Source organism: Tsuneonella sp. HG249, assembly GCF_053819205.1.
On the sequence record NZ_JBSOQY010000002.1, the window covers coordinates 57,547 to 79,183 of the forward strand.

28 protein-coding genes are annotated in these 21,637 nt (G+C 66.4%); 18 read left to right on the forward strand and 10 right to left on the reverse strand.

Features of this window, described 5'->3' with window-relative positions:
- The first annotated feature begins 72 nt into the window (after positions 1-72).
- On the forward strand, positions 73-1,224 hold the full coding sequence (locus ACWPM1_RS12365) for a phospholipase D-like domain-containing protein (RefSeq protein WP_455695213.1): 1,152 nt from the start codon (positions 73-75) through the stop codon (positions 1,222-1,224).
- On the opposite strand, the gene ACWPM1_RS12370 is transcribed toward ACWPM1_RS12365, so the two are convergent.
- Positions 1,221-2,735, reverse strand: coding sequence for a replicative DNA helicase (locus tag ACWPM1_RS12370; protein WP_455695214.1), 1,515 nt, complete (start codon positions 2,733-2,735; stop codon positions 1,221-1,223). The genes ACWPM1_RS12365 and ACWPM1_RS12370 overlap by 4 nt on opposite strands.
- A gap of 117 nt (positions 2,736-2,852) precedes the next feature.
- On the opposite strand from ACWPM1_RS12370, the gene ACWPM1_RS12375 reads away from it, so the two are divergent.
- The 4 genes from ACWPM1_RS12375 to ACWPM1_RS12390 all read left to right on the forward strand — a co-directional run bounded on the left by ACWPM1_RS12375 (position 2,853) and on the right by ACWPM1_RS12390 (position 4,727).
- Entirely contained in the window at positions 2,853-3,335 is a 483-nt protein-coding gene (locus tag ACWPM1_RS12375) for a UPF0262 family protein (RefSeq protein WP_455695215.1), read from the forward strand.
- Positions 3,336-3,354: 19 nt separating this feature from the next.
- The gene (locus tag ACWPM1_RS12380; protein WP_455695216.1) at positions 3,355-4,053 is read left to right on the forward strand and encodes a glycoside hydrolase family 25 protein; all 699 of its coding nucleotides are present in this window, start codon (positions 3,355-3,357) and stop codon (positions 4,051-4,053) included.
- 23 nt (positions 4,054-4,076) lie between these two features.
- Positions 4,077-4,481 (forward strand): cytidine deaminase, encoded by a 405-nt coding sequence (locus tag ACWPM1_RS12385; protein ID WP_455695217.1) that lies wholly within the window; start codon positions 4,077-4,079, stop codon positions 4,479-4,481.
- A 72-nt stretch (positions 4,482-4,553) separates the two neighbouring features.
- On the forward strand, positions 4,554-4,727 hold the full coding sequence (locus ACWPM1_RS12390; protein ID WP_455695218.1) for a hypothetical protein: 174 nt from the start codon (positions 4,554-4,556) through the stop codon (positions 4,725-4,727).
- 7 nt (positions 4,728-4,734) lie between these two features.
- Here ACWPM1_RS12390 and ACWPM1_RS12395 read toward each other — a convergent pair whose 3' ends face one another.
- Positions 4,735-5,892 carry a M14 family metallopeptidase gene (locus tag ACWPM1_RS12395; RefSeq protein ID WP_455695219.1) on the reverse strand — a complete coding sequence of 386 codons (1,158 nt, stop codon included), beginning with the start codon at positions 5,890-5,892 and terminating at the stop codon, positions 4,735-4,737.
- The gene (locus ACWPM1_RS12400) at positions 5,889-6,503 is read right to left on the reverse strand and encodes a DUF4136 domain-containing protein (RefSeq protein WP_455695220.1); all 615 of its coding nucleotides are present in this window, start codon (positions 6,501-6,503) and stop codon (positions 5,889-5,891) included. Before ACWPM1_RS12400 ends, ACWPM1_RS12395 begins: the two co-directional genes overlap by 4 nt.
- A gap of 131 nt (positions 6,504-6,634) precedes the next feature.
- Between ACWPM1_RS12400 and galE the strand changes: the two genes are divergently transcribed.
- Complete coding sequence (galE, locus tag ACWPM1_RS12405; RefSeq protein WP_455695318.1) at positions 6,635-7,702, forward strand: UDP-glucose 4-epimerase GalE; 1,068 nt, start codon at positions 6,635-6,637, stop codon at positions 7,700-7,702.
- A gap of 68 nt (positions 7,703-7,770) precedes the next feature.
- On the forward strand, positions 7,771-7,896 hold the full coding sequence (gene ykgO, locus ACWPM1_RS12410; RefSeq protein WP_003046794.1) for a type B 50S ribosomal protein L36: 126 nt from the start codon (positions 7,771-7,773) through the stop codon (positions 7,894-7,896).
- 161 nt (positions 7,897-8,057) lie between these two features.
- On the opposite strand, the gene ACWPM1_RS12415 is transcribed toward ykgO, so the two are convergent.
- Positions 8,058-8,402: a CC_3452 family protein gene (locus ACWPM1_RS12415; RefSeq protein WP_455695221.1), complete on the reverse strand. Its 345-nt coding sequence runs from the start codon at positions 8,400-8,402 to the stop codon at positions 8,058-8,060.
- Between the two features lie 162 nt (positions 8,403-8,564).
- On the opposite strand from ACWPM1_RS12415, the gene ACWPM1_RS12420 reads away from it, so the two are divergent.
- Positions 8,565-9,116 carry a winged helix-turn-helix transcriptional regulator gene (locus ACWPM1_RS12420; protein ID WP_455695222.1) on the forward strand — a complete coding sequence of 184 codons (552 nt, stop codon included), beginning with the start codon at positions 8,565-8,567 and terminating at the stop codon, positions 9,114-9,116.
- A 300-nt stretch (positions 9,117-9,416) separates the two neighbouring features.
- Here the strand turns inward: ACWPM1_RS12420 and ACWPM1_RS12425 are convergent, their stop codons facing one another.
- Together ACWPM1_RS12425 and ACWPM1_RS12430 are read right to left on the reverse strand one after the other, a co-directional pair.
- Complete coding sequence (locus ACWPM1_RS12425) at positions 9,417-10,187, reverse strand: hypothetical protein (protein WP_455695223.1); 771 nt, start codon at positions 10,185-10,187, stop codon at positions 9,417-9,419.
- Positions 10,188-10,305: 118 nt separating this feature from the next.
- Positions 10,306-11,814 (reverse strand): YifB family Mg chelatase-like AAA ATPase, encoded by a 1,509-nt coding sequence (locus ACWPM1_RS12430; protein WP_455695224.1) that lies wholly within the window; start codon positions 11,812-11,814, stop codon positions 10,306-10,308.
- A gap of 207 nt (positions 11,815-12,021) precedes the next feature.
- On the opposite strand from ACWPM1_RS12430, the gene rpmH reads away from it, so the two are divergent.
- The 7 genes from rpmH (at position 12,022) to ACWPM1_RS12465 (ending at position 16,487) form a co-directional block, all read left to right on the forward strand.
- The gene (gene rpmH, locus ACWPM1_RS12435) at positions 12,022-12,156 is read left to right on the forward strand and encodes a 50S ribosomal protein L34 (RefSeq protein ID WP_455695225.1); all 135 of its coding nucleotides are present in this window, start codon (positions 12,022-12,024) and stop codon (positions 12,154-12,156) included.
- A 163-nt stretch (positions 12,157-12,319) separates the two neighbouring features.
- Entirely contained in the window at positions 12,320-12,682 is a 363-nt protein-coding gene (gene rnpA / locus ACWPM1_RS12440; RefSeq protein ID WP_455695226.1) for a ribonuclease P protein component, read from the forward strand.
- On the forward strand, positions 12,679-12,888 hold the full coding sequence (yidD, locus tag ACWPM1_RS12445; RefSeq protein WP_455695227.1) for a membrane protein insertion efficiency factor YidD: 210 nt from the start codon (positions 12,679-12,681) through the stop codon (positions 12,886-12,888). Before rnpA ends, yidD begins: the two co-directional genes overlap by 4 nt.
- Positions 12,889-12,913: 25 nt before the next feature.
- Positions 12,914-14,695 carry a membrane protein insertase YidC gene (gene yidC, locus ACWPM1_RS12450; protein ID WP_455695228.1) on the forward strand — a complete coding sequence of 594 codons (1,782 nt, stop codon included), beginning with the start codon at positions 12,914-12,916 and terminating at the stop codon, positions 14,693-14,695.
- An 85-nt stretch (positions 14,696-14,780) separates the two neighbouring features.
- The gene (gene yihA / locus ACWPM1_RS12455) at positions 14,781-15,428 is read left to right on the forward strand and encodes a ribosome biogenesis GTP-binding protein YihA/YsxC (RefSeq protein WP_455695229.1); all 648 of its coding nucleotides are present in this window, start codon (positions 14,781-14,783) and stop codon (positions 15,426-15,428) included.
- 87 nt (positions 15,429-15,515) lie between these two features.
- Positions 15,516-16,085 (forward strand): hypothetical protein, encoded by a 570-nt coding sequence (locus ACWPM1_RS12460; RefSeq protein ID WP_455695230.1) that lies wholly within the window; start codon positions 15,516-15,518, stop codon positions 16,083-16,085.
- A gap of 159 nt (positions 16,086-16,244) precedes the next feature.
- Positions 16,245-16,487, forward strand: a complete 243-nt coding sequence (locus ACWPM1_RS12465; protein ID WP_455695231.1) for a glutaredoxin domain-containing protein — start codon at positions 16,245-16,247, stop codon at positions 16,485-16,487.
- Here ACWPM1_RS12465 and ACWPM1_RS12470 read toward each other — a convergent pair.
- The 3 genes from ACWPM1_RS12470 to ACWPM1_RS12480 form a co-directional block, all read right to left on the reverse strand.
- Positions 16,484-16,744 carry a hypothetical protein gene (locus ACWPM1_RS12470; RefSeq protein WP_455695232.1) on the reverse strand — a complete coding sequence of 87 codons (261 nt, stop codon included), beginning with the start codon at positions 16,742-16,744 and terminating at the stop codon, positions 16,484-16,486. The two genes, ACWPM1_RS12465 and ACWPM1_RS12470, sit on opposite strands and share 4 nt — an antisense overlap.
- Before the next feature lie 71 nt (positions 16,745-16,815).
- Positions 16,816-17,199: a PilZ domain-containing protein gene (locus tag ACWPM1_RS12475; protein WP_455695233.1), complete on the reverse strand. Its 384-nt coding sequence runs from the start codon at positions 17,197-17,199 to the stop codon at positions 16,816-16,818.
- A 107-nt stretch (positions 17,200-17,306) separates the two neighbouring features.
- Positions 17,307-17,726, reverse strand: coding sequence for a VOC family protein (locus tag ACWPM1_RS12480; RefSeq protein WP_455695234.1), 420 nt, complete (start codon positions 17,724-17,726; stop codon positions 17,307-17,309).
- Positions 17,727-17,957: 231 nt separating this feature from the next.
- Between ACWPM1_RS12480 and ACWPM1_RS12485 the strand changes: the two genes are divergently transcribed.
- A complete protein-coding gene (locus ACWPM1_RS12485; RefSeq protein WP_455695235.1) occupies positions 17,958-18,626 on the forward strand; it encodes a glutathione S-transferase family protein in 669 nt (222 codons plus the stop codon).
- Between the two features lie 2 nt (positions 18,627-18,628).
- On the opposite strand, the gene ACWPM1_RS12490 is transcribed toward ACWPM1_RS12485, so the two are convergent.
- Positions 18,629-19,078, reverse strand: coding sequence for a cupin domain-containing protein (locus tag ACWPM1_RS12490; RefSeq protein WP_455695236.1), 450 nt, complete (start codon positions 19,076-19,078; stop codon positions 18,629-18,631).
- Between the two features lie 23 nt (positions 19,079-19,101).
- On the opposite strand from ACWPM1_RS12490, the gene dapE reads away from it, so the two are divergent.
- Positions 19,102-20,250, forward strand: a complete 1,149-nt coding sequence (gene dapE, locus ACWPM1_RS12495; protein ID WP_455695237.1) for a succinyl-diaminopimelate desuccinylase — start codon at positions 19,102-19,104, stop codon at positions 20,248-20,250.
- Positions 20,251-20,310: 60 nt separating this feature from the next.
- Complete coding sequence (locus ACWPM1_RS12500; protein ID WP_455695238.1) at positions 20,311-21,636, forward strand: dicarboxylate/amino acid:cation symporter; 1,326 nt, start codon at positions 20,311-20,313, stop codon at positions 21,634-21,636.
- Position 21,637 lies beyond the last annotated feature (1 nt).

A 21,637-nucleotide genomic window follows, 5' to 3' on the forward strand; every position in this document is an offset into this window, starting at 1 on the left:
GGGTGTCGGGAAAGCGCGCCAACTAGTGCGGCGCGGTCGCCAAGTCAAGAAAATGCCTTTAGTCGCGCGGCGATGGAATACCGCGATCCGGCCCCGTTCACTGTCGAAGCCCAGGAGCAGAAGCTGACGTTCTACGCTGCGGGGAAAGATCGCCTCGCGGGGTTGCTGGCCTTGATCGACGGGGCGCGCACCAGCTTGCGGATGTCGTTCTACATATTCGCCGAGGATGCGAGCGGCGTGCAGGTGCGCGACGCGCTCGCCGCGGCCGCGGCGCGTGGCGTGAAGGTGAACCTGATCATCGATGGCTTTGGCGCGGATGCCCGCAAGGCGTTTTTCGCGCCGTTGGAGAAGGCCGGCGGCACGTTCTGCACTTTCTCGCCGCGGTGGAGCCAGCGCTACCTCATCCGCAACCACCAGAAGATCGTGATTGCCGACGAGGCGATCGCCATGGTCGGCGGGTTCAACGTCGAAAACGGTTACTTCGCACCGCCCAAAGCCGGCGGGTGGAGCGACCTTGCGGTGGCCGTCGAAGGCTCGGCGGTCGCCGATCTGACGCGGTGGTTCGATCAACTCGACCATTGGGCCCGCAATCCCAAGGCGACCTGGCGGGCGATCCGCAGGATGGTCCGTGAATGGCAGCCGGGCGATGGCCCGGTGCGCGTGCTCATCGGCGGGCCGACACGCGGCCTTTCGAGTTGGGCCAAATGCGTGCGGGCAGACATCACCGGGGCGAGGCGGCTCGACATGGTGATGGCCTATTTCTCGCCGTCCAACCGGACGATGCGCGCGATCGGCAAAGTCGCCCGGCGCGACGGGGCGCGACTGGTTTTCGCGGCCAAGAGCGACAACGGCGCCACCATCGGCGCGACGCGGTCGCTCTACAGCTACATGCTCCGGCGGCAGACGCAGATCTGGGAGTTCGAAGCGACCAAGCTGCACACCAAGCTGATCGTGGTCGACGACAAGTGCTATTTCGGCAGTGCCAATTTCGACATGCGCAGCCTCTATCTGAACCTCGAAGTCATGTTCAGGATCGAGGATTACGCGCTAGCCAAGCGACTGTCCCGGTACGTCGAGCACCACCTTACGGCATCAACGGAAATCACCCCTGGCCTGCACAAGTCGCGCGCCGGTTTATTCAACCGCGTTCGCTGGAACTTTTCGTGGTTCCTCGTTGCGGTGGTCGACTACACCGTGAGCCGGAGGCTCAACCTCGGACTCTAGTCGTAGTTGTAGCTGCGGCCGTCGTCGGCGAGGTCGGAGAAACGGGTGATCTTCGGCTCGAACTTGAGCCGCACTTTGCCGGTGGCGCCGTGGCGCTGTTTGGCGATGATCAGTTCCGCCAGACCGTGCACGCGCTCCATCTCGGCGGCCCAGGCGCTATGCGCCTCGTGCGTCTTGTTGTCGTCGTCACCCTGCGGAACCTTGGGCTCGCGGGCCGCGACGTAATAATCCTCGCGGTAGACGAACCAGACCATGTCGGCGTCCTGCTCGATCGAGCCCGATTCGCGCAGGTCCGAGAGCATTGGTCGCTTGTCCTCGCGCTGCTCGACGGCGCGGGAGAGCTGCGACAGCGCGATTACTGGAAGTTCGAGTTCCTTGGCGAGCGTCTTGAGGCCGCGGCTGATCTCGGAAATCTCGTTCACCCGGTTGTCGTTCGCGCGCCCGGTGCCCTGGAGCAGCTGGAGGTAATCGACCACGATCAGGCCGATGTCGTGCTTGCGCTTCAGGCGCCTGGCGCGCGTGCGCAGGGCAGCGATGGAGAGCGCCGGGGTGTCGTCGATGTAAAGGGGCAGCTCGGCGAGCTTCTGGCTCGCGTACGACAGGCTCTGGAACTCGTCCCGCGAAAGCTTCCCCATCCTCAAGGCTTCGGAAGATATGCCGGCCGTCTCGGCCAAGATGCGCGTGGCAAGCTGGTCGGCACTCATTTCGAGACTGAAAAAGGCGACCCCCGCGCCAACACTCGCCTTGTCGTCAATGGCGTCGCGTCGGTCGCGGAGCAGCCGCTCGGCGCAGTTGAATGCGATGTTGGTCGCGAGCGAGGTCTTGCCCATGCCCGGGCGCCCGGCAAGGATGATGAGGTCGGAATCGTGCAGACCGCCGATCTTGTCGTTGATTGAGGTGAACCCCGTAGTCGTACCCGCGATGTGCCCGCCCGAGCCGATCGCCTTCTCGATCTGTCGCAGCGCCTTGTTGGTCGCCATGCCGAAGGTCGAGGCTTCGGAGTTGCTTGCCGCCCCCTCGGCGACTTCGAACAGCGCGGCCTCGGCCGCTTCGATCTGCTGCATCGGGGCAACCGATTCGCTGGTGTCGAGCGCGCCTTCGACGAGGTTGCGGCCGACGCTGACCAGCTCGCGCAGGAGGGCGAGGTCGTAGATCTGCTCGGCTAGCTCTCGCGGGGCGAGCAGGCCCTGGCCGTCCGCGGTCAGTCGCGCGAGGTAAGTAATCCCGCCGAGTTCCTTCAGGGCCTCGTCCGCTTCGAAATAGGGTTTGAGCGTGACCGGAGTCACCACGGCGTTGCGGTCGAGTAGGGTCAGTACCCGCTCGTAGACGCGCTGATGCACCGGCTCGAAGAAGTGCTGCGGCCGCAGCGGGGTTGGCAATTCCTCGAGCACGCGATTGTCGATCAGCACTGCGCCGAGGAAAGCGGCCTCCGCTTCGATATTGGCGGGCAACGCGCGGATGACGGGCGAATCGGTCTGCGTATCGGGACGGAGGAGTTCGGTGACGGCCATTCCATCCTAATGGGCGATGCCGTGAGTCAGGGGAAGCGGCTTGGAAAACGCGGTTCCGGACAGGCTTGTGGGAAACCCTTGCCGCATCCCTCCCGCATCTGCGAAAGCGTCCGCGTCATGGCCGAATACCGGATCGCGAAGATTGCGCTCGACGAGGATACGATCCTCTGGCGCAACGCCGACGTCGAGCAGGAACGGCGCGTCGCGATCTACGACCTTATCGAGGACAACGTTTTCAAGCCTCTGCGGGCGGCACAAGCGGGCCATCACGGTCCGTACGACCTCAAGCTGGCGGTGCAGGATGGACGGCTGGCTCTGACCATCGGCGACCACGACGGCACACCCCTGGAGACGTTGGTCCTGGGCCTCGCCCGGTTCCGCCGCCCGATCCGCGATTACTTCGCCATTTGCGACAGCTATTATCAGGCCATCCGCAAGGCCACGCCCGCCGAGATCGAGACGATCGACATGGCGCGCCGTGCGATCCACAACGATGCGGCCGATCTCCTGCTCGAGCGGCTTGAGGGGAAGGTCGAAACCGATCATCCCACCGCACGGCGCTTGTTCACGCTCATCTGCGTGCTTCATATCAAGGGCTAGCAAGCAGGGGTCGCGATTCGTGGGCAGGAAGCGGAAGGGCATCAGCTGGCGCGCGCGTGCGCTCGGCGCACTCTTGCTTGCCGCGCTGCTTGGTGGCGGCTGGGCGTGGTGGCGCATACATCATTGGGCCCCTGCCGACACCGAGTATCCCGACCAGGGTGCCGAAGTGTCCGCGCTCGACGGGACCGTGGCGTTCACCACGCTCAAGGCGCTGGGGGCGAGGTTCGTTTACCTCGACGCCAGCGACGGCGCGCGACGCGATCCCGCTTTCGCCGCCAACCTGTCGGCCGCGCGCGAGGCCGGGTTGCAAGTGGGCGCGGTGCACCGGTTCGATCCTTGCGCGATGGCCGATCGTCAGTCCGCCAACTTCGTCGTGCTGGTCCCTCGCGGGGGTGGCCTGCTGCCGCCGGCGATCGCGCTCGACGAGACGGCCGACGAATGCTCCTCCCCGGTTGGCGAGGCGGAAGTGGAGAGCGAGCTGATGACGCTGGTCAACCAGGTCGAGGCGCATTCGGGCAAGCCGGTCATCCTCCAGGTCTCCGAGCGGTTCGAGGAGCGCTACAATCTTGCCGGGCGCATGGAGCGCAATCTGTGGGTTGTCGGCACCTGGCGGGAGCCGACCTATGCCAAGCGCCCCTGGCTGATGTGGACCGCCAACGAAGCGCTGAGCACCGAGGCGGCTGACCAACCTTTGCGCTGGGTTGTGATGCGCCGCTGATCGTTTCGCGCTAGGGGCTGGGAATGACCGACGCCGATCTAATCGCCGCCGCCCGGGAAGCCGCCGGGCGGTCCTATTCGCCGTACTCGAACTTTCCCGTCGGGGCGGCGCTGCTGTTCGCCGACGGCAGTGTAACGACCGGGACCAACATCGAGAACGCAAGCTACGGACTCGGCCTCTGTGCCGAGACGGTAGCCGTTGCCAAGGCGATGGCCGAGGGCCTGCGCGGTGGTCTCGTGCGGGTAGCAGTGACCGGAACCGGAACCGATCCACTCACCCCGTGCGGCCGTTGTCGTCAGGTGCTCAACGAGCTGGCCCAACTCGGCGGGACCGATCCCGAAATACTTTGCGTCGGTCCGGCCGAAGTGCGGACGATGCCCCTTAGCGCGCTGCTGCCGCACGCGTTCGGCCCCGCGAGCCTGGGTTAGCGTTTTCCGGCAGGTCTCTTCATCTTATCGAGACGTTGAGAGCCTACGAGGCAGCTCAAGGAGTCGCCTGTCATGAAATTCATACCGTTGAAGTCACGCGGGGGCGATTACCTCGTCGTTGCCAGCAACATCGCCTGGCTGCGCACCGGGGAGAACGGCCAGACCCTGGTGGGTATCGTCGGCAGCAGTCCGCTGCTGGTGTCCGGAAGCATCGACGAGGTCGCGGCCCAGATCACCGGCGACTAACCGTCCGTCAGCGCCGTTCGTCTTCCAGCCACTCGAGCAGGCTGGCGAGGCAGTCGCGCGCCAGCATCTTGCTGCGCTCGGGGCTCCAGCCCTGCACGGCGTCGGGCAGGTCGTCGTTGTCCTTGAACGGCATCTCGAGCGTCATCGCGCAGGCCCCGAAACGCTCGGCGAGCTGGTTGGTGCTCATCGAGAGATTGGCGGTACCGGGCTTCGACACGGCGTAGCCCTTGGCGGTCTGGAAGTCCGGCGTGCGCCGCGCGAGAATGCGCTGGTAGCGGTAGAACTTCTCGCCCAGCGCATCAGTCCAACTCGGGATACCCTCGAATCCCGCGAGGAACACCGCGGCAATCGCCTCGTCGCCGTGGACGTCCATCGCGAAATCGACGCCGGTTTCGTCCATCGCGTTACGGATGGCGAGCACTTCGGGCGATTTCTCTGGCGTCGGCTCGTGCCATTCGCGATTTAGGTTGGTGCCGACCGCGTTGGTGCGCAGGTGCCCCCGGCGGCTGCCGTCGGGATTGCAGTTGGGCACGACATGAAAGCGGCATTTCTGCCGCAGCGCGCGGGCCACCGGATCGGCGGGGTCGGTCAGGCACTCGAGCGCGCCCTCCATCCACCATTCGGCCATCGACTCGCCGGGATGCTGGCGGGCGTAGAGCCACACCTGCGTTTCGCCATCGCCCATTTCGAGGCAATCGATCGGCTGCCCGTCGAGCGTCTGCCCGAGGTGACGGAATGTGACCCCGTCGCTCGCGGCGGCTTCCGCCACGAGGTCGTGATGGCGCTCCATCGAATAGGGGGCGAAATAAGCGAACCAGGCGATGTCGCTCGCAGGCGTGTAGCGAATCGTCAGCGTTCCGCGGTCGGCATCCTTGTCGTAGCTGGTCTCAGCGCGGCCCCAGAACACGCGATCTTCCGACACGCAAGCTCGGTAGCCGGGCCAGCCTTCGGGGTATGCCGAGGTGGAGAGATCGACGATCTTAAGCTCCACCGCTCGGCCCGCGGCGCCGGCCAAGCGGAAATGGAACCACTGGCGAAACTCGCTCATGTAGTCGGCCGGTATGGCGAGGCGCGCGCTGGCGCCTTCGACACTCAAGACTTCGATGTTTCCGCTGTCGAACTGGCTGTCGATACGGATGGCGGAACCGGTTTCGCGTGCAATCATCGCGCGCCGATAGTCGCTCCGGATTCGCCTGGGAAGCCCGAGAACAGGCGGTCGGCCATTTCCTTAGCGAGGGCGCGGGTCTGAGCATCCTTGGAGCGGGTCCGAGGCGCGGCTTCCGCCCGCCCTTCCCACGCATGGACCCCGCCCGCGTTCTCGATCGAAACCGAGAGCCGCGTATCGAGCGCTTCGGCCGAGCGACCGCCACCCAAGTTGAAGCCTACGCCGACGCCAAGATCGACGCCGCTGCGCCGACGATAACCCCAACCGCCGCCGCTGCCGACGCCGACCCCCACGCTGACGCCGGTGTTGGAGCGATCGCGGCCGCTATCGATCATCTGCTGATCGAGGCTCACCTCGGCCACCCGCGCCGCATCGGGCACGACCGTGAAACCCTGGCGGGTCAGCGCGGTGGCGACCGCATCGAGCCAGATCTGCGTCTCGAGGCTGCCCGGCTCGAGGCCCGCACCCGCGCGCACCGCGATCGGCCCCGGCGCTGCGGCACCAAGCGATTCGGCTGTGTGGAAGCGCGTTACCGAGACTTCCGCTGCTGCGGCCGGCGCAGCAAGCGATAGCGCCGAGAGGACGGCAAGCGGGAGGAAGGCCTTGGTCATGAAGCGCGCTTTCTGCAGAAAATTCCCCGGAATGTGTGGGAGATAGCGCATGAGGCATGGATTGGCGATGAACGCCGCCGCTGCTGACATGGGATATGGCGCACGGCGCAATGCTCGCCTATCGCGCCGCCATGCCAGCCTCGAACGACCCTTCAGCTTGTTCCGTCCTCGTCACCGGAGGCGCCGGCTACATCGGCAGCCATGCGGTGCTGGCGCTGTCCGATGCCGGCTATGACGTCGCGGTGATCGACAACCTGACGACGGGCTTTCGCTTCGCGGTGCCGGAGCGCGTGCCCTTCTACGAAGGCGATATCGATGACCAAGCGCTGCTGGCGCGCATATTCGCCGAGCAGGGCACGGCGGCGGTCATGCATTTCGCGGGCTCGATCGTAGTGCCCGAGTCGGTCGAAAACCCGCTCAAGTACTATCACAACAACACGGTGAAGAGCCGCGCCCTGATCGAGGCGGCGGTTGCGGCAGGCGTGCCGCATTTTATCTTCTCGAGCACCGCGGCGACCTACGGCATGCCAGAGACCGAGCGAGTTTCGGAGGACAGCCCGCAGTCGCCGATCAATCCTTACGGCTGGTCGAAACTAATGACCGAGCGCATGCTGGCCGACACGAGCTTTGCGCACTCCCTTAATTACTGCGCGCTGCGCTATTTCAACGTCGCGGGCGCGGACCCGCAAGGCCGCAGCGGCCAGTCGACGGCCGGCGCCACGCACTTGATCAAGGTCGCGGTGGAGGCGGTGCTGGGCAAGCGGCCCTACGTCTCGGTCTTCGGCACGGATTACGACACGCCGGATGGTACCGGGGTGCGGGACTACATCCACGTCTCGGACCTCGCCGCGGCCCACGTGCATGCCCTCGAAGCCTTGATTGCTGAGCCGCGGCGGTCGCTGCAGATGAACTGCGGATATGGGCGCGGCTTTTCGGTGCTCGAGGTGCTCGACGCGGTCGACCGGGTGACGAACCGGCCCATCGAACGCCGGCTCGAGCCGCGCCGCGCGGGCGACCCCGCGTGCCTGGTGTCCGACAATGCCCGCATCATGGCCACCCTGCCATGGCGTCCGCAATATGCCGACCTCCCGACGATCGTGCGGCACGCATTGGCATGGGAGGAAAAGCTGAGCGAGATTCGCGGCGAGTCCGCAGCCGGCACCCGATCATCGCTTGACGGAGGGGGCCCGTCCGACTAGGGGCGCGGCTTGATTTTTGGGGCATCGAGGCTTCCCGCTTCGGTGCCGAACTTTTTCAGGTCAGACCGATGAAAATCCGCAACAGCCTCAAGTCCCTCAAGGACCGCCACCGCGATAACCGCGTCATCCGTCGTCGCGGCCGCACTTATGTGATCAACAAGACCAACCGCCGCTTCAAGGCCCGCCAGGGCTGATTCGGCGCCGCCGCGGCTAGCCGCGGACGGGGTAATGGAGCCCTCGCGCAAGCGGGGGCTTTTTGCGTGAGGTGCCGACGGAAAAAGGGCCCCCGACTTCAAGCCGGGAGCCCGTAGAGTTCCACCTGGGGTTGGAGAGGACCGGGTGGTATCGGGAACGCTTACTGGCCGTTGCAGCGGGCCAGGTCTTCAGCAGCCAGTTCCTTGCCGTTGGCGGTGAACTTGGCCACCGGGCCGACTTCCTTGACGAGACGGGCACAAACGATGGCGGGGCGGCTGGTCGCCTTGCGGCCCGCGCAGCCCGTGCCGTCGCAGTTGAACACGGTGCCGCTGACGATCGTCTTCACGCTGGCGACCGGAGCGGCCAGTTCGACGGTGTAGTATCCGCGGCTCTCGGCGGCATACGCCGGAGCAGGCGCGATCGCGGTGCCGATGGTGATTGCGGTCCAGGCGAGCGCAACAAGAGCGGCGATCGGCTTGGCGGAGGTGGGGAGGGAGAGGGTCATGATCGCATCCTTTTCATCTGGTCAACTGGGTTTCGATTCGATACCAGTTGCGAATCACCACCTAGTCGAGTCGAATGTAGGTTGCAAGAGGAAACTTATTTTTGGTAGGTGGCGGTCTAAGGCAAACCGGTTACAAGGCGACCGGGAAGAGAGAGGATGACGATGGGCAAACTGCGTGAACCGCTGAACGAGCTGACGGCCTGCGGTCTGCCCGAAGCGCTTGAAGTGATGGGCGAGCGGTGGAGCTTCATGATCCTGCGCGCCAGCTTCAACGGCTTGCACCACTTCGAAGAGTTCCTGAGCGAGCTCGGCATCGCCCGCAACATTCTCTCGAACCGGCTCGCCAAGCTTGTCGAGCATGGCATCCTCGACCGCCAGCCCTGCGCGGACGATCGCCGCCGAATCGAATACCGGCTCACCGCCAAGGGCTTCGACTTGCTCCCGGCGATGGTCGCGCTGCGCCAGTGGGGCCAGAAGTACGGTAACGGCTTCATGGAGGATCCGGTGCTGGTTGATGAGTTCGACCGTCTGCCGATCGGCCCGACGTCGATACTGTCACACGACGGCCGCGTTCTTGGCCCAGGCGATCTGCGATTCGTACAGCGCGACGATCTTGGCATCCGCGAAGACGGCAGCCGCGCTCAGGCGGCCGGCGGTTTCGACCGCGCACAGGGCGACGGTCTCGCGCGGCCCCCGCTCGCGGCGGTCCGCTGAAGGAACCCCCGCGCACACCCGACGGGCGCTACATCGTGGTCCGCGGCCGGCTATGGCGCGCAAGCAATCCCCATCTCCCCCCTTCCGAGCGTGAACGCCTCGTTGGGGAACTGATGTCCGCCCGGCGCGCGGTGCGCGCGGCGGCAGGCGATACCGAAGCGTTGGGCATCGCGCGCGCGCAGGTTGACGCGGCCAAGGTTCGGCTTGGCGAGCGGGGACCGGTCTGGTGGACCGATGGAGCGCCCGATCTCAATCGGCGGATGGTGAGGAATACTCCCTACGCCGACTGGTGGTCGGCACTCAGTTCCCGCGAACCATCTGGTAGGTGATGCGGATCCGCACCCACGCGCCCACCAGGGAACGCCCGCCGAGCCGGGGCGGCCTTACCTTGAACTGCCACGCCGCCGCCATCACCGCGCGGCCGATCTGGGCGCCGGATGGGTACTCGTCGATGAGCTCGCAATCCTCGACCCGGAAATCGGGCGCCGTGCGGCAGTTGATCAACGCGTAGCCGGGGCCGCTGGCAGTCGACAGATAACCGCGCAGTTCCTGGTCGGTCGGCTCGCGGTACCAACGCGCGGCGTAGAGCGGCTCGCCATTACTCGCGGTTCCGACGCGCTGCGAATCGCTGGTCGTTGCCCGATTGGCGGGGCCCACCGGGCCCCCGTCTGCCGAGCGGACCACGGCGCGGATTTTCGGGGTGCTGGGGGGCGCCGGGTCCGCCGCTTGGCTCGGCGGAGCCACGGGGAGGACGGCGGCGGGGCTCGGCATCGGTTGGGGCGGCACGGGTTGGTCGGGCCGGGGCGCGGCATTCGTTCGCGGCAGGGCCGTGGGCTGCTCGTCCGTCTCTTTCCGGGGCGCCTCGGACGGCTGGGGTTCGGGGGCGAAATCAACCGTGGTCAGGCTTTCGGCCGCCTCGCGCACGCCGACAAAATTGGTGCCGAGCGTGAGCAGGAGCAGGAATAGCCCCACCTCGAGCACCACTGCCAGCGCGAGTCCGAACGCCCGGCGCCGCCATCCCGGCCAGCGTGCTTCGAGCGACGCCAACCACCGGGCAGGGCGGGCTTGCATTTCGGGCAGTTGAATGGACGCGCGCGTCGCGAAAGGCATGGGACCCCGGGTGTGGCCACGAGCGCGGCGTCGGCCCCCGTCTAGCGCGCCGGAGCCCAACCGCCAATTGCTCTTGCGGTTAGGCGCGCGGCGCCACCCGCCGGTAGCTGAGCGCTTCCGCCACGTGGATGCGGCCGACAATTTCGGTGCCGGCCAAATCGGCAATGGTCCGCGCGACGCGCAGCATCCGGGTGTAACCGCGCGCCGACAGGCGCATCGCTTCAGCCGCCTGGATTAGCAGCTTCCGGCCGGGCTCGTCGGGCGAGGCGTACCTTTCCAGACCGTCCCCTTCGAGCTCGGCGTTGGTCCGGGCGCCGGTCTCGCTGGCGCGAGCGGTCTGGACGGCGCGGGCGGCCGCGACGCGGGCAGCTACCTCGGCGCTCCCTTCGGCGGGGGGCGGCAAGGCGAGGTCCGCAGCGCTCACCGGATCCACCTCGACATGCAGGTCGATGCGGTCGAGCATCGGGCCGGACACTTTGCCCTGATAATCGGCAGCACAGCGCGGCGCGCGGCTGCAGGCCAGCGCCGGGTCGCCGAGGTGGCCACAGCGGCACGGGTTCATCGCGGCGACCAGCTGGACTCGTGCCGGGAACGAGACGTGCGCATTGGCGCGCGCGACGTCGACCTTGCCGGTCTCGAGCGGCTGGCGCAGCGAATCGAGCACCGCGCGCTGGAACTCGGGCAACTCGTCAAGAAACAGCACGCCGAGATGGGCCAGGCTGACTTCGCCGGGCCGGACCCGCAGACCGCCACCGGTGAGTGCCGCCATGCTGGCCGAATGGTGCGGCGCGCGGAACGGGCGAACGCGGCTGATGCGCCCGGCTTCGAGAGTTCCCGCGACCGATGCGACCATGCTGGTCTCGAGCGCCTCGGGGGGGGTGAGGGGCGGGAGAATGCCCGGCAGGCAGCTCGCCATCAGGCTCTTGCCCGCTCCGGGCGGCCCGATCATCAACAGGTTGTGCCCCCCGGCCGCGGCGATCTCGAGCGCGCGCTTGGCGGTTTCCTGTCCCTTCACTTGCCGCAGGTCGGGGCCGAAGCCGGGTTCCTCGACTTCGCCGGGCGGCGGGTCGGGCAGGCGTTGCGTTCCCTTGAGGTGATTGAGCAGGCTCACCAGGTCGGGCGCGGCGATCACAGGGACGCCGCTCGCCCAGCGCGCCTCGCTCCCCTGGCTCGCGGGACAGATCAGTCCCGCTTCGGCCTCGCTGGCGTGGATCGCGGCGAGGAGAACGCCGGGCGAGGGCGCGACCCGGCCGTCGAGCGCCAGCTCCCCGACCGCGATCCAGTCGCCGAGCTGCTCGGCATCGGTAACGCCCATCGCGGCGAGCAGCGCGAGGGCGATCGGAAGGTCGTAGTGGCTGCCTTCCTTGGGCAGGTCTGCCGGCGAGAGGTTGATGGTGATCCGCTTGGGCGGCAGCGACAGGCCCATCGCCGCGAGTGCGGCCTGGACCCGTTCGCGGCTCTCTCCGACCGCCTTGTCGGGCAGGCCGACGAGATTGAAGCGCGGCATCCCCGCAGCGACCTGGCATTGCACCTCGACGGCGCGCGCCTCCAGCCCGAGATAGGCCACCGTACGGACCAGTGCGACCACGAAACCCCCTGCGAATTGAGCGGCTTGTGGCGATTATTGCGGGTCAAGTCGAGCGCTCCGTTTGGCCGGGGGCAACAGGCGGGGCGCGGCGATCCGCTCGTCCCCTCGCGCCTTGACTTGGGCCTGCGCTTCCCATAGTGGCGCGCGCTTGACGGGCGACCCGCACGTGCGGCCGCCCTTTTTCGTTTGAGACATACCGAGGATCCGATGAAGCGGACTTTTCAGCCCAGCAATCTCGTGCGCGCCCGTCGCCACGGCTTCTTCGCCCGCAAGGCGACTCCCGGCGGCCGCAAGGTCCTGCGCGCGCGTCGTGCCCGTGGCCGCAAGGTTCTGTGCGCGTAACAGCTTTTCGAGCGCGTCTCCGCGCGCTCGTCCTCGCTGCCGTTTCCTCGGCATAGCCTCGGAGCAGCTGTGGGTGCCCGTTCGGGCTTGCGGGCTCCCTGGTCGGGAGCCCGTTGTCGTTCGTGGCTTTGATTCGGTGTATTAGTCACCTATATCGCCTGACATGACCCTCGCCACCATCCGCAAGCGCGCAGATTTCCTGGCCGCGAACCGCGGGGTGCGGGTCGCACGGCCCGGCTTCGTGCTGCTGGCGCGGCCCAACGGCGGGCAGGGCAAGCGCTTCGGGGTGACGGTCACCAAGAAGATCGGTAACGCCGTCGTCCGCAACCGAATGAAACGTCGCTTCCGCGACCTCCTTCGCGCCGCGCTGCCGGGCGAGGGTCTAGACGATCACGATCATGTGCTGATCGGCCGCGAAGGCGGCGTCGAGCGCGACTTCGCCGCCCTGCGCGCCGAGCTCGCCCACGCGCTCGCGCGGGTGGCGGCCGGCAAGGGCGATCCCCCTCGCCGTCGGCGGACGCCATGAAGCGGCTGCTCATTCTCGTCGCCCGCGCATGGCAGTGGGGGCCCAGCCGGGTGCTTCCGCCGACTTGCCGCTACGCGCCGAGCTGCTCGCAATACGCCATCGAAGCTCTCGACAGGCACGGCGCATTGAAGGGTGGATGGATCGCGGCGAAGCGTCTAATGCGCTGCCACCCCTGGGGCGGGCACGGTTACGACCCGGTGCCCTGAAAACAGAACACGGGAAAAGCCTCTCTTGGAAAACCAGCGCAACCTTCTCCTCGCCGTGGTGCTTTGCGGCCTGCTGCTGTTCGGCTGGGATGCGGGGATGAAGTACCTCTACCCACAACCGCCAGAAGCCGTTCGCGCCCAGGCGACCGCGTCGGCCGCGGCACCCGGCGAAACCGCCGCGGCCACGCCGACCCGCGAGGGCGGGCTGACCGACCCGGCGGCGATTGCGCTGGAGCGGCGCGACCTCGCCTCTGCGCTGCAGTCGCCTCAGCGCGTGCGCATCGCCGCACCCGAGGTTTCCGGCTCGATCGACCTCGTCGGCGCGCGGATCGACGATCTCACGCTCAAGACTCACACCGAGACGATCGAGGATTCCGATCCCGTCCGCCTGTTCAGCCCCGCCGGCACCCCGGCGCAGCACTTCGCCCAGTTCGGCTGGGTGGGAGAAGGCGTGAAGGTTCCTGACGCGAAGTCGGTCTGGACGGCCGAAGGCGGTCCGCTGGCGCCCGACAGGCCCGTCACGCTCACATGGCCCAATGGCCAAGGCCAGGTATTCAAGATCGAACTGTCGATCGACGACAAGTTCATGATCACCGCCAAACAGACCGTTGGGAATGGCGCAGGTGGGCCGATCGTGCTGAGGCCGTTCGCGACCGTCAGCCGCACCAGCGCGACCGCTAGTTCGAGCTCGTGGCAGCTTCACTCCGGCCCCATCGGTTCGTTCGACAACGCGGTCGATTTCGACTGGGACTACGACGACATCGCCGAGTCGCCCGCGCGCCGTGTCGCGCCCAAGGGCAAGGCCGACTGGGTGGGTTTCACCGACATCTACTGGATGTCGGCGCTGATCCCGCAGTCGAACGCCGATACCGAGGCCGACATCCGCTCGCTCGGGGGCGACCTCTATCGCGCGGACGTGATCTATTCGCCGGTGACCGTGCCCTCGGGACGGCAGATTTCGCGTACCACGCAGCTATTCGCCGGGGCGAAGGAGAGCACGGCCCTTAACGCCTATCAAGCGGCGGGCGTGCCGCAGTTCGAGAACGCGATCGATTGGGGCTGGTTCGGCGTTATCGAGAAGCCGATCCTGTGGCTTCTGCGCCAGCTCTATAGCCTTGCCGGCAACTTTGGCGTCGCGATCATCCTGCTCACTTTAATCGTGCGCCTGGTGATGTTCCCGATCGCGCAGAAGCAGTTCGCCAGCATGGCCGCGATGCGCGCGATCCAGCCGAAGATGAAGGCGGTCCAGGAGCGCTTCAAGGACGACAAGCAGAAGCAGCAGCAGGAGATCATGGCGCTCTACAAGAGCGAGGGCGTGAACCCGCTCACCGGGTGCCTGCCGATCCTGCTGCAGATCCCGATCTTCTACGGGCTCTACAAAGTGCTGATGGTCGGCATCGAGATGCGCCACAAGCCGTTCGCGCTGTGGATCCAGGACCTGTCGGCGCCGGACCCGGCGCACATCCTGAACCTGTTCGGGCTGCTGCCGTTCACCCCGCCGAGTTTCCTGGCGATCGGACCGCTGGCGATCCTCCTCGGGATCTCGATGTGGGCAACGTTCCGCCTCAACCCGCCCGCTGCCGACCCGATCCAGGCGCAGATGTTCAAGATAATGCCGTGGATCCTGATGTTCGCGATGGCACCGTTCGCCGCCGGGCTGCTGATCTACTGGATCACCAACAACCTGCTCACGCTGGCGCAGCAGACTTATCTCTATTCCAAGCACCCGCAGCTGCGCGCCCAGGCGGAAAAGGACAAGACCGACCGCGAGCGTGCCGCGGCGCGCGACGCGAAGGCCAAGGGGTGAACACCTCTTTCCCTCGTAATTGCGAGCGCAGCGACGCGATCCAACTCACGGAGTTGGATTGCCGCGCAGCCTTCGGCTCCTCGCGATGACGGATGATCTGGACCAACAGGAGCTCGAGGAGCGCGCGCGCAAATTGCTGACCGGGCGCGTCGAGTTCTTGCTTTCGGCGCCGCAGCTCAAGTTTCTGCCCGAGCCTGAGGCGCCGGAGATTGCCTTTGCCGGCCGTTCCAATGTCGGCAAAAGCTCGCTCCTCAACGCACTCACCGGCCGCAAAAGCCTCGCCCGTGCCTCCGTCACGCCCGGCCGGACCCAGGAGCTCAACTTCTTCGACGTCGGCGAGCCGCTCGCGCTGCGGCTGGTCGACATGCCGGGCTACGGGTTTGCCAAGGCGCCGCTCAAGGTGGTCGAGCGCTGGAAAATGCTGGTGCGAGACTTTCTGCGCGGCCGGCAGGTGCTCAAGCGCGCGCTGGTGCTGATCGATAGCCGTCACGGGGTGAAGGAAGTCGATCGCGAGATGATGAAGATGCTCGACGAGGCAGCGGTCGGCTACCGCCTCGTGCTGACCAAGGCGGACAAGATCAAGGCCAGCGACCTCGCCGCCGTGCAGGCAGCAACCGAGGCCGAAGCGCGCAAGCGCACCGCGGCCTTCCCGGTGGTCCACGCGACCAGCGCGGAAAAAGGAATGGGCATCGCCGAGCTGCGCGCGGCGGTGCTGGCGGACTCGGAGAGCTAGAAGCTAACTCGCACCAAGCCGATCGCTTACGGTATGCAGCCCTCGGGCAGGCCGTTTTTGTTGCACTTCGGCTTCTGATTACCGCTTGTGCCGCCGGAACTGGTGCTTGTCGTGGTCGTCGTGCCACCGCCCGACGTGCCGCCGGTCGTGGTGCCACCCGAAGTCGTGCTGCCGCTCGTCGTGGTGGTCCCGCCGGAAGTCGTGGTGCCTCCCGACGTGGTGGTTCCCCCGGAGCTTGTGCTGCTGCTGGTCGTGCTGGTCGCGCCGGAAGTCGTGCTGGTATCGCCCGAGGTGGTGCCACCGCTGGTGGAGCCGTTGCTGCTGGTCCCGCCCGAAGTGGTAGTGCTGCTGCCGGTCGATCCGCTGGTCGTACCGCCCGAGCTGGTGCTGCCCGAGGTAGTGCCGCCCGTGCTGCCGCTACTTCCGGAACTGCTCGTCGACGAGCTGAACCCGGTGATGTCGTTCGCCGCGCTACCCAGCGCGTTCGAAACGTTCTGTCCGAGGACGAGCGCGGCCGCGCCGAGGCCGACCCCGACCAGCGCCAGGATGAGCGCATATTCGGCCGCCGAGGCGCCCGCTTCGCTTCGCAGAAATTTCTTCACTGTTGTGCCCCGCACCGCTGTTGTCACTGGTGCGCCCCGTTATGGTCCCCGTTAGTCAAATCGTTAGCCTGAGTAAAACAGACAGTGAGGAGGATCGAATTAAGTCAGATTGACAGATACTTAGTGATAGGTTTCGGGCGTACCTTACGCGCCGCAGGCTTGGAACCAACCCGGCGCTGGCGCGCTTCGCACCCAGTTTTGTGGAGCGAATCGAATGGCGAATGAGCGCGAAGCTGTCCTCTACCGGATGGTCTTGCCCGACCACACCTGCCCCTTCGGCGTGCGCGCCAAGGAAATGCTCGAGTCCAACGGTTACGAGGTCGACGACCGCGTGCTGAGCTCGCGCGCCGAAGTGGACGCCTTCAAGGAGGAGCAAGACGTGCCCACCACCCCGCAGGTATTCATCGGTGACGAGCGGATCGGCGGCAGCGAGGAACTCGAGGCCTACCTGGGCTAGCGCTCCGTTGGTGTCTCTTCGCCCTTGGTGCGGCTGACGCGCACGTCGACATCGATATCGCCGACTTCCTTCTTGATCGCGCGCCCCGTGGTTCCGGCTACATTCGCGGCGCCCGTGGCGACCTGTTTCGCCGCGCGGCCAGCCTTTTCGATCCGGTCCTCGTCGTAGGTGACGGTGACCTTGTCGTTCGCAGGATCGCTGTCGATCCCGCAACCTGCCAACAGCAGTAGCGCCGCTGGAAGAACTGCCCGTCTCATCGCTATCTCCTTCGCCGGCCGGTGGCCGCACACGGTAAATGATCGGGGAGGCTTCGGTATCCCTGCGCCGACTACCAGTCGCCCGGGCCGTGGACCCAGGCTGAGGCAAGCTTGCCGAACTTCTCGGTTGTATCGTTCGCCATGAGCTCGGCGAACTGGAGCGCCTGCTCGACCACATCGTCGCGCAACGGCTCGTCGAAAGCGACGCCACAGCGCAAGTCGTTCTGCCAGATGATGCGGCCGAAAGCCTTCGAGTTGAGCCAGAACAGCCGTCCGGCTTCGAGCTTGCGCGGGCACTTCAGCCGGATGCAGGCGCCGGTGGTGGATATATCCTCGAGCTGCACCCGCAGGCTCACCTGCGAGCTCACGAATCGGGCCGACAGGTCGACCCGGTGGCGCGTGCTCTCGCGCCGGCCGATCAATTCTTCAACATGGCACGCCGTTGCGCAGTCCATTGAGTGCGACCTCAATAATCCCTGCCCGCACTACCAATGGCCCTCCGGAAGGTTCCGCTAAGACACAGAGATTACTGGTTTATTTCAGGTAAATGAAGCCGGTGCGCTCAGGTGGCAAACAGGCTGTCGAGGCTGGCGAACGCTTTCATCTCGATCGCGTTGCCGCTGGGATCGCGGAAGAACATCGTCGATTGCTCGCCCGGCTCGCCTTTGAAGCGGGTGTACGGCTCGATCTCGAAACGGACCCCTGCCGCCTCCATCCGTGTAGCCATCACTTCGAAATCTTCAGGTGTCAGGACGACCCCGAAGTGCGGCACGGGCACCCCATGGCCGTCGACCGGATTGACCGCGGCGTCGCTGCTGTCGCCCGGCGCCCAGTGCACGACGAACTGGTGGCCGAAGAAGTCGAAATCGATCCACGTCTCCGCGCTTCGCCCCTCGGCCAGCCCGAGCACGCCGCCATAGAACGCGCGCGCCTCCTCGATGTCGCGTACGGGCATGGCGAGGTGGAACGGGCGCAGGCTCATCGGGACGCCTTAGCCAATCAGAATCCATTTTCCTACACGCGACTGATTTGCCAGCCCCCGCCAATGGATCCCGCCGAAGCCCACCGCGTCCTGGCTGCCTTCAAGGAGATGGCGCTCGCGGAAGAAGAAAAAAGAAGGCTGGAACAGTGTGCTAACCGTGCCACCGTTCAGCCTCGACACCTTGGCGATGAACGCTTACGGCGCCGCGAAGGTGGGAATCAGGGTGGCATCGTGAAGCTGATCGTCGGCAACCGCAACTATTCGAGCTGGTCGCTGCGCGGCTGGCTGGCCTGCAAGCAGTCGGGCCTCGCGTTCGAGGAGCTGACCGTCAACATCGCCGGCGAGGAGTGGGAAGCCGCCAAGCGCGCGATGGGGGAGGTGCAGCCCTCGCACGGCAAGGTCCCCGTCCTGTGGGACGGCGAAACGGTAATCTGGGATAGCCTGGCGATCCTCGAATACCTCGCCGACAAGGTCGGGCGCGAGCGCTTCTGGCCCAAGGACGATGCGCCGCGCGGCATGGCCCGCGCGATGGTCGCGGAGATGCATTCGAGCTTCCTCAATCTGAGGCGGCAGTGCCCGATGAACGTGCGCATGCGGCACGACGGGGTTGAACTGAGCGACGCCACCAAGGCCGATATAGTCCGCGTGCTAACCCTGTGGGCGGAAGCGCGCTCACGCTACGGCAGAGGGGGGCCGTTCCTGTTCGGCACCTTCGGCGCGGCCGACGTCTTTTATGCGCCCGTGGTCAGCCGCTTCATGACCTACGGCATCGGCGTCCCCGGCTTCGCCCAGGCCTACATGGAAGCGATGTGGGAGCACGACTGGATGCAGGCATGGGTCCGCGCCGCCGAGGACGAGCAATGGGTGATCGAGCAGTGGGACCAAGTGCCCGCGGTATGAGGTCAGAACGCCGACCCGTCCTTGCGCCGCTGTTCGCCCGTCGCGGTCGACAGGTGCATGTCGATGTCGGGGTAGTGGCAGTCGGTGATCGACGGATTGCCGACGACGACGAAGGTGCAGGTCCGGTCGCTGCGGTTCTGCACGACATGGCCGTTGCCGTCGTTCTTGGGAAAGGCGCACACGTCGCCAGGTGCCAGCGGGTGCTCGCCGAGGTCGTCGACCAGCACCGCCTCCCCTTCGATCATCACCAGCAGCTCGTCTTCCCCTTCGTGCCAGTGGCGCTGGGAAGACCACGCGCCGGGCTCGAGCACCACGTGGCTGGCGCCAAAGTCGGTCAGGCCAGCCGCGGGAGAGAGGCGGCGGTACCAGCGGCCGTGAACCTTGTCGGCGTAGATCGGCGGGTAGCCGGTGGCATTGGTCTGCGGGATGGTGGCGAGGTCGAGCTTGGGCATATTGCAAGCATAGCGCGGGCTGCATGACCGGGATAGCCGAACTCGCCGAGAAGCTGATCGCCTGCCCCAGCGTCACCCCCGCCTCCGGCCTGGTGTTCGAGGCGCTCGAAGCGATGCTCGCGCCCCTCGGCTTCGAGGTGGAGCGTTTCATGGCGGGCGAGGGCTCGCCGAAGGAAGAGGGCGGCCCGGTCGAGAACCTGCTCGCCATCCGCCGGGGGCCGCCGGGCAGCCGTCACTTCGCGTTCGCCGGCCATCTCGACGTCGTGCCGCCCGGCGAGGGCTGGTCGGTCGCGCCTTTCGCGCCCGAACGGCGCGATGCCCCCGGGGGTGAGCTGCTCTTTGGCCGCGGGGCGGTCGACATGAAGGGCGCGATCGCCGCGATGGTGGCGGCCGTCGCCGAGGTCCCGGCCACGGCCGGCACGATCAGTTTCGTCATCACCGGCGACGAGGAAGGCCCGGCGATCCACGGCACCCGCGCGCTGATCGAGCGGATGCGGGCCCGCGAGGAAACCCCCGATCTGATCCTCGTGGGTGAACCGACTTCTTCGCAGCGGTTCGGCGACACGATCAAGATCGGCCGGCGCGGCTCGGTCAACGTGTGGCTCGAGGTCGCGGGCGTTCAGGGCCACGTCGCGTACCCGCACCTCGCTGACAACCCGATCACCCGGCTGGTGGCGATGCTCGCCGAGTTGAAGGCGATGCCGCTCGACGACGGCACCGAGTGGTTTCAGGCCTCCAACCTCGAGGTGACCGACCTCGAGGTCGGCAACCCTGCGACCAACGTCATTCCCGCCCGCGCGAAGGCCCGGCTGTCGATCCGCTTCAACGCGCTGCATACCGGCGCCGAGCTGGTCGCGCGCATGACCGAGATCGCTGAGAAGCATGGCGGCAGCGTGCGGGCAATGATCAGCGGCGAGGCGTTCCTTACGCCCCCCGGCGAGTTCTCCACGATGGTCGCCGAGGCGGTGAAGGCCGAAACAGGGCTCGAGCCCGAGCTGTCCACCACGGGCGGCACGTCCGACGCGCGCTTCCTCAAAGATCTCGCCCCGGTGATCGAGTTCGGTCTCGTCAATGCAACGATGCACAAGACCGACGAAGCGGTTGCCCTGGCGGATCTCGACGCGCTCGCGCGCATCTATGCCCGCATTGCATTGGCGGCGCTGGCTGGTTGATTGCCGTTCGCGTTGGCGGCTGTTACGCCGCCCGCGCAAAGACTTGGGAGTAGGATCGCAATGGACCGCAAGCTGACGCTCTGGATTCTCGCCGGCATGATCCTCGGCGTGATCGTGGGGCAGGTGCTTCACGCCAGCGTCGATCCGGAGACGATCAAGGCCGACATCGCGCCCTGGTTCAAGCTGCTGTCGGATATCTTTCTCAGCCTCATCAAGATGCTCGTTGCGCCGCTGGTCCTGTCGACCATCGTCGTCGGCATCGCCCACATGGGCGACGGCGCCGCGCTGGGCCGGATCGGGGTGCGCAGCTTAGCCTGGTTCATCACCGCGAGCCTGATTTCGATCGGGCTCGGCTTGCTAATGGTCAACCTGTTCCAGCCCGGCGTCGGCGCGCCGATCCCCGACGCCGCCGCGGCCGCCGCCGCGGTGGGCGAGGTCAAGGAGCTGAAGGCGACCGAGTTCCTGCTGTCGATTTTTCCCAAGAACGCGGTCGAGGCGATGGCGACCAACAACATCCTGCAGATCCTGGTGTTCTCGATCTTCGCCGGGGTGGCGCTGTCGGCGCTCGGCGAGCGTGGCGCGCCGCTGGTGCGCGGCGCCGACGCGCTGGCCGAAATGATGCTCCAGATCACCGGCTACGTGATGCGTTACGCCCCGATCGCGGTGTTCGGTGCGCTCGCCAACGTCGTCGCGGCGAGCGGGCTCGACATTCTCGGGACCTACGTCGAGCTGGTGCTCGAGTTCTACTTCAGCCTGGTGTTGCTGTGGATCATCCTGCTGACGATCGGCGCCATCTTCCTGCGGCAGCGGATCTGGACGCTGATCCGCTACATCCGCCAGCCGATCCTCATCGCGTTCTCGACCGCGAGCTCGGAAGCCGCGCTGCCCAAGCTGTTCGAGCAACTCGACCGCTTCGGCGTCCCCCGGCGCATCTCGGGCTTCGTGCTGCCGCTCGGCTACTCGTTCAACCTTGACGGCAGCATGATGTACATGAGTTTCGCGACGATATTCATCGCGCAGGCCTATGGCATCGACCTCTCGATCGGCACGCAGATCATGATCCTGCTGACGCTGATGATCAGCTCGAAGGGCATCGCGGCGGTCCCGCGGGCGAGCCTGGTGGTGATCACCGGCACGCTGGCGATGTTCGGCCTGCCGGTCGAAGGTGTGGCTATCATCCTCGCCATCGACCAGTTCCTCGACATGGGCCGCACCGCGACCAACGTCGTCGGCAATGCGGTCGCCACCTCGGTGCTGACGAAGTGGGAAGGCATGCTCGAAGTCGAGGAGCCCGAGTTCGTCGAGCACCCCCACGCCCCGGCTCACACCGCGGCTGCCGGCCGCGCGGGGCTCGAGCTCGATCCGGAGAATTTCGACAAGCGCTGAC

Coding starts and splice junctions, on each gene's coding strand:
- ACWPM1_RS12365 (WP_455695213.1), top strand. CDS start 73: ATGGAATACCGCGATCCGGCCCCGTTCACTGTCGAAGCCCAGGAGCAG.
- ACWPM1_RS12370 (WP_455695214.1), bottom strand. CDS start 2,735: ATGGCCGTCACCGAACTCCTCCGTCCCGATACGCAGACCGATTCGCCC.
- ACWPM1_RS12375 (WP_455695215.1), top strand. CDS start 2,853: ATGGCCGAATACCGGATCGCGAAGATTGCGCTCGACGAGGATACGATC.
- ACWPM1_RS12385 (WP_455695217.1), top strand. CDS start 4,077: ATGACCGACGCCGATCTAATCGCCGCCGCCCGGGAAGCCGCCGGGCGG.
- ACWPM1_RS12390 (WP_455695218.1), top strand. CDS start 4,554: ATGAAATTCATACCGTTGAAGTCACGCGGGGGCGATTACCTCGTCGTT.
- ACWPM1_RS12395 (WP_455695219.1), bottom strand. CDS start 5,892: ATGATTGCACGCGAAACCGGTTCCGCCATCCGTATCGACAGCCAGTTC.
- ACWPM1_RS12400 (WP_455695220.1), bottom strand. CDS start 6,503: ATGACCAAGGCCTTCCTCCCGCTTGCCGTCCTCTCGGCGCTATCGCTT.
- galE (WP_455695318.1), top strand. CDS start 6,635: ATGCCAGCCTCGAACGACCCTTCAGCTTGTTCCGTCCTCGTCACCGGA.
- ykgO (WP_003046794.1), top strand. CDS start 7,771: ATGAAAATCCGCAACAGCCTCAAGTCCCTCAAGGACCGCCACCGCGAT.
- ACWPM1_RS12415 (WP_455695221.1), bottom strand. CDS start 8,402: ATGACCCTCTCCCTCCCCACCTCCGCCAAGCCGATCGCCGCTCTTGTT.
- ACWPM1_RS12420 (WP_455695222.1), top strand. CDS start 8,565: ATGGGCAAACTGCGTGAACCGCTGAACGAGCTGACGGCCTGCGGTCTG.
- ACWPM1_RS12425 (WP_455695223.1), bottom strand. CDS start 10,187: ATGCAAGCCCGCCCTGCCCGGTGGTTGGCGTCGCTCGAAGCACGCTGG.
- rpmH (WP_455695225.1), top strand. CDS start 12,022: ATGAAGCGGACTTTTCAGCCCAGCAATCTCGTGCGCGCCCGTCGCCAC.
- rnpA (WP_455695226.1), top strand. CDS start 12,320: ATGACCCTCGCCACCATCCGCAAGCGCGCAGATTTCCTGGCCGCGAAC.
- yidD (WP_455695227.1), top strand. CDS start 12,679: ATGAAGCGGCTGCTCATTCTCGTCGCCCGCGCATGGCAGTGGGGGCCC.
- yihA (WP_455695229.1), top strand. CDS start 14,781: ATGACGGATGATCTGGACCAACAGGAGCTCGAGGAGCGCGCGCGCAAA.
- ACWPM1_RS12465 (WP_455695231.1), top strand. CDS start 16,245: ATGGCGAATGAGCGCGAAGCTGTCCTCTACCGGATGGTCTTGCCCGAC.
- ACWPM1_RS12470 (WP_455695232.1), bottom strand. CDS start 16,744: ATGAGACGGGCAGTTCTTCCAGCGGCGCTACTGCTGTTGGCAGGTTGC.
- ACWPM1_RS12475 (WP_455695233.1), bottom strand. CDS start 17,199: ATGGACTGCGCAACGGCGTGCCATGTTGAAGAATTGATCGGCCGGCGC.
- ACWPM1_RS12480 (WP_455695234.1), bottom strand. CDS start 17,726: ATGAGCCTGCGCCCGTTCCACCTCGCCATGCCCGTACGCGACATCGAG.
- ACWPM1_RS12490 (WP_455695236.1), bottom strand. CDS start 19,078: ATGCCCAAGCTCGACCTCGCCACCATCCCGCAGACCAATGCCACCGGC.
- dapE (WP_455695237.1), top strand. CDS start 19,102: ATGACCGGGATAGCCGAACTCGCCGAGAAGCTGATCGCCTGCCCCAGC.
- ACWPM1_RS12500 (WP_455695238.1), top strand. CDS start 20,311: ATGGACCGCAAGCTGACGCTCTGGATTCTCGCCGGCATGATCCTCGGC.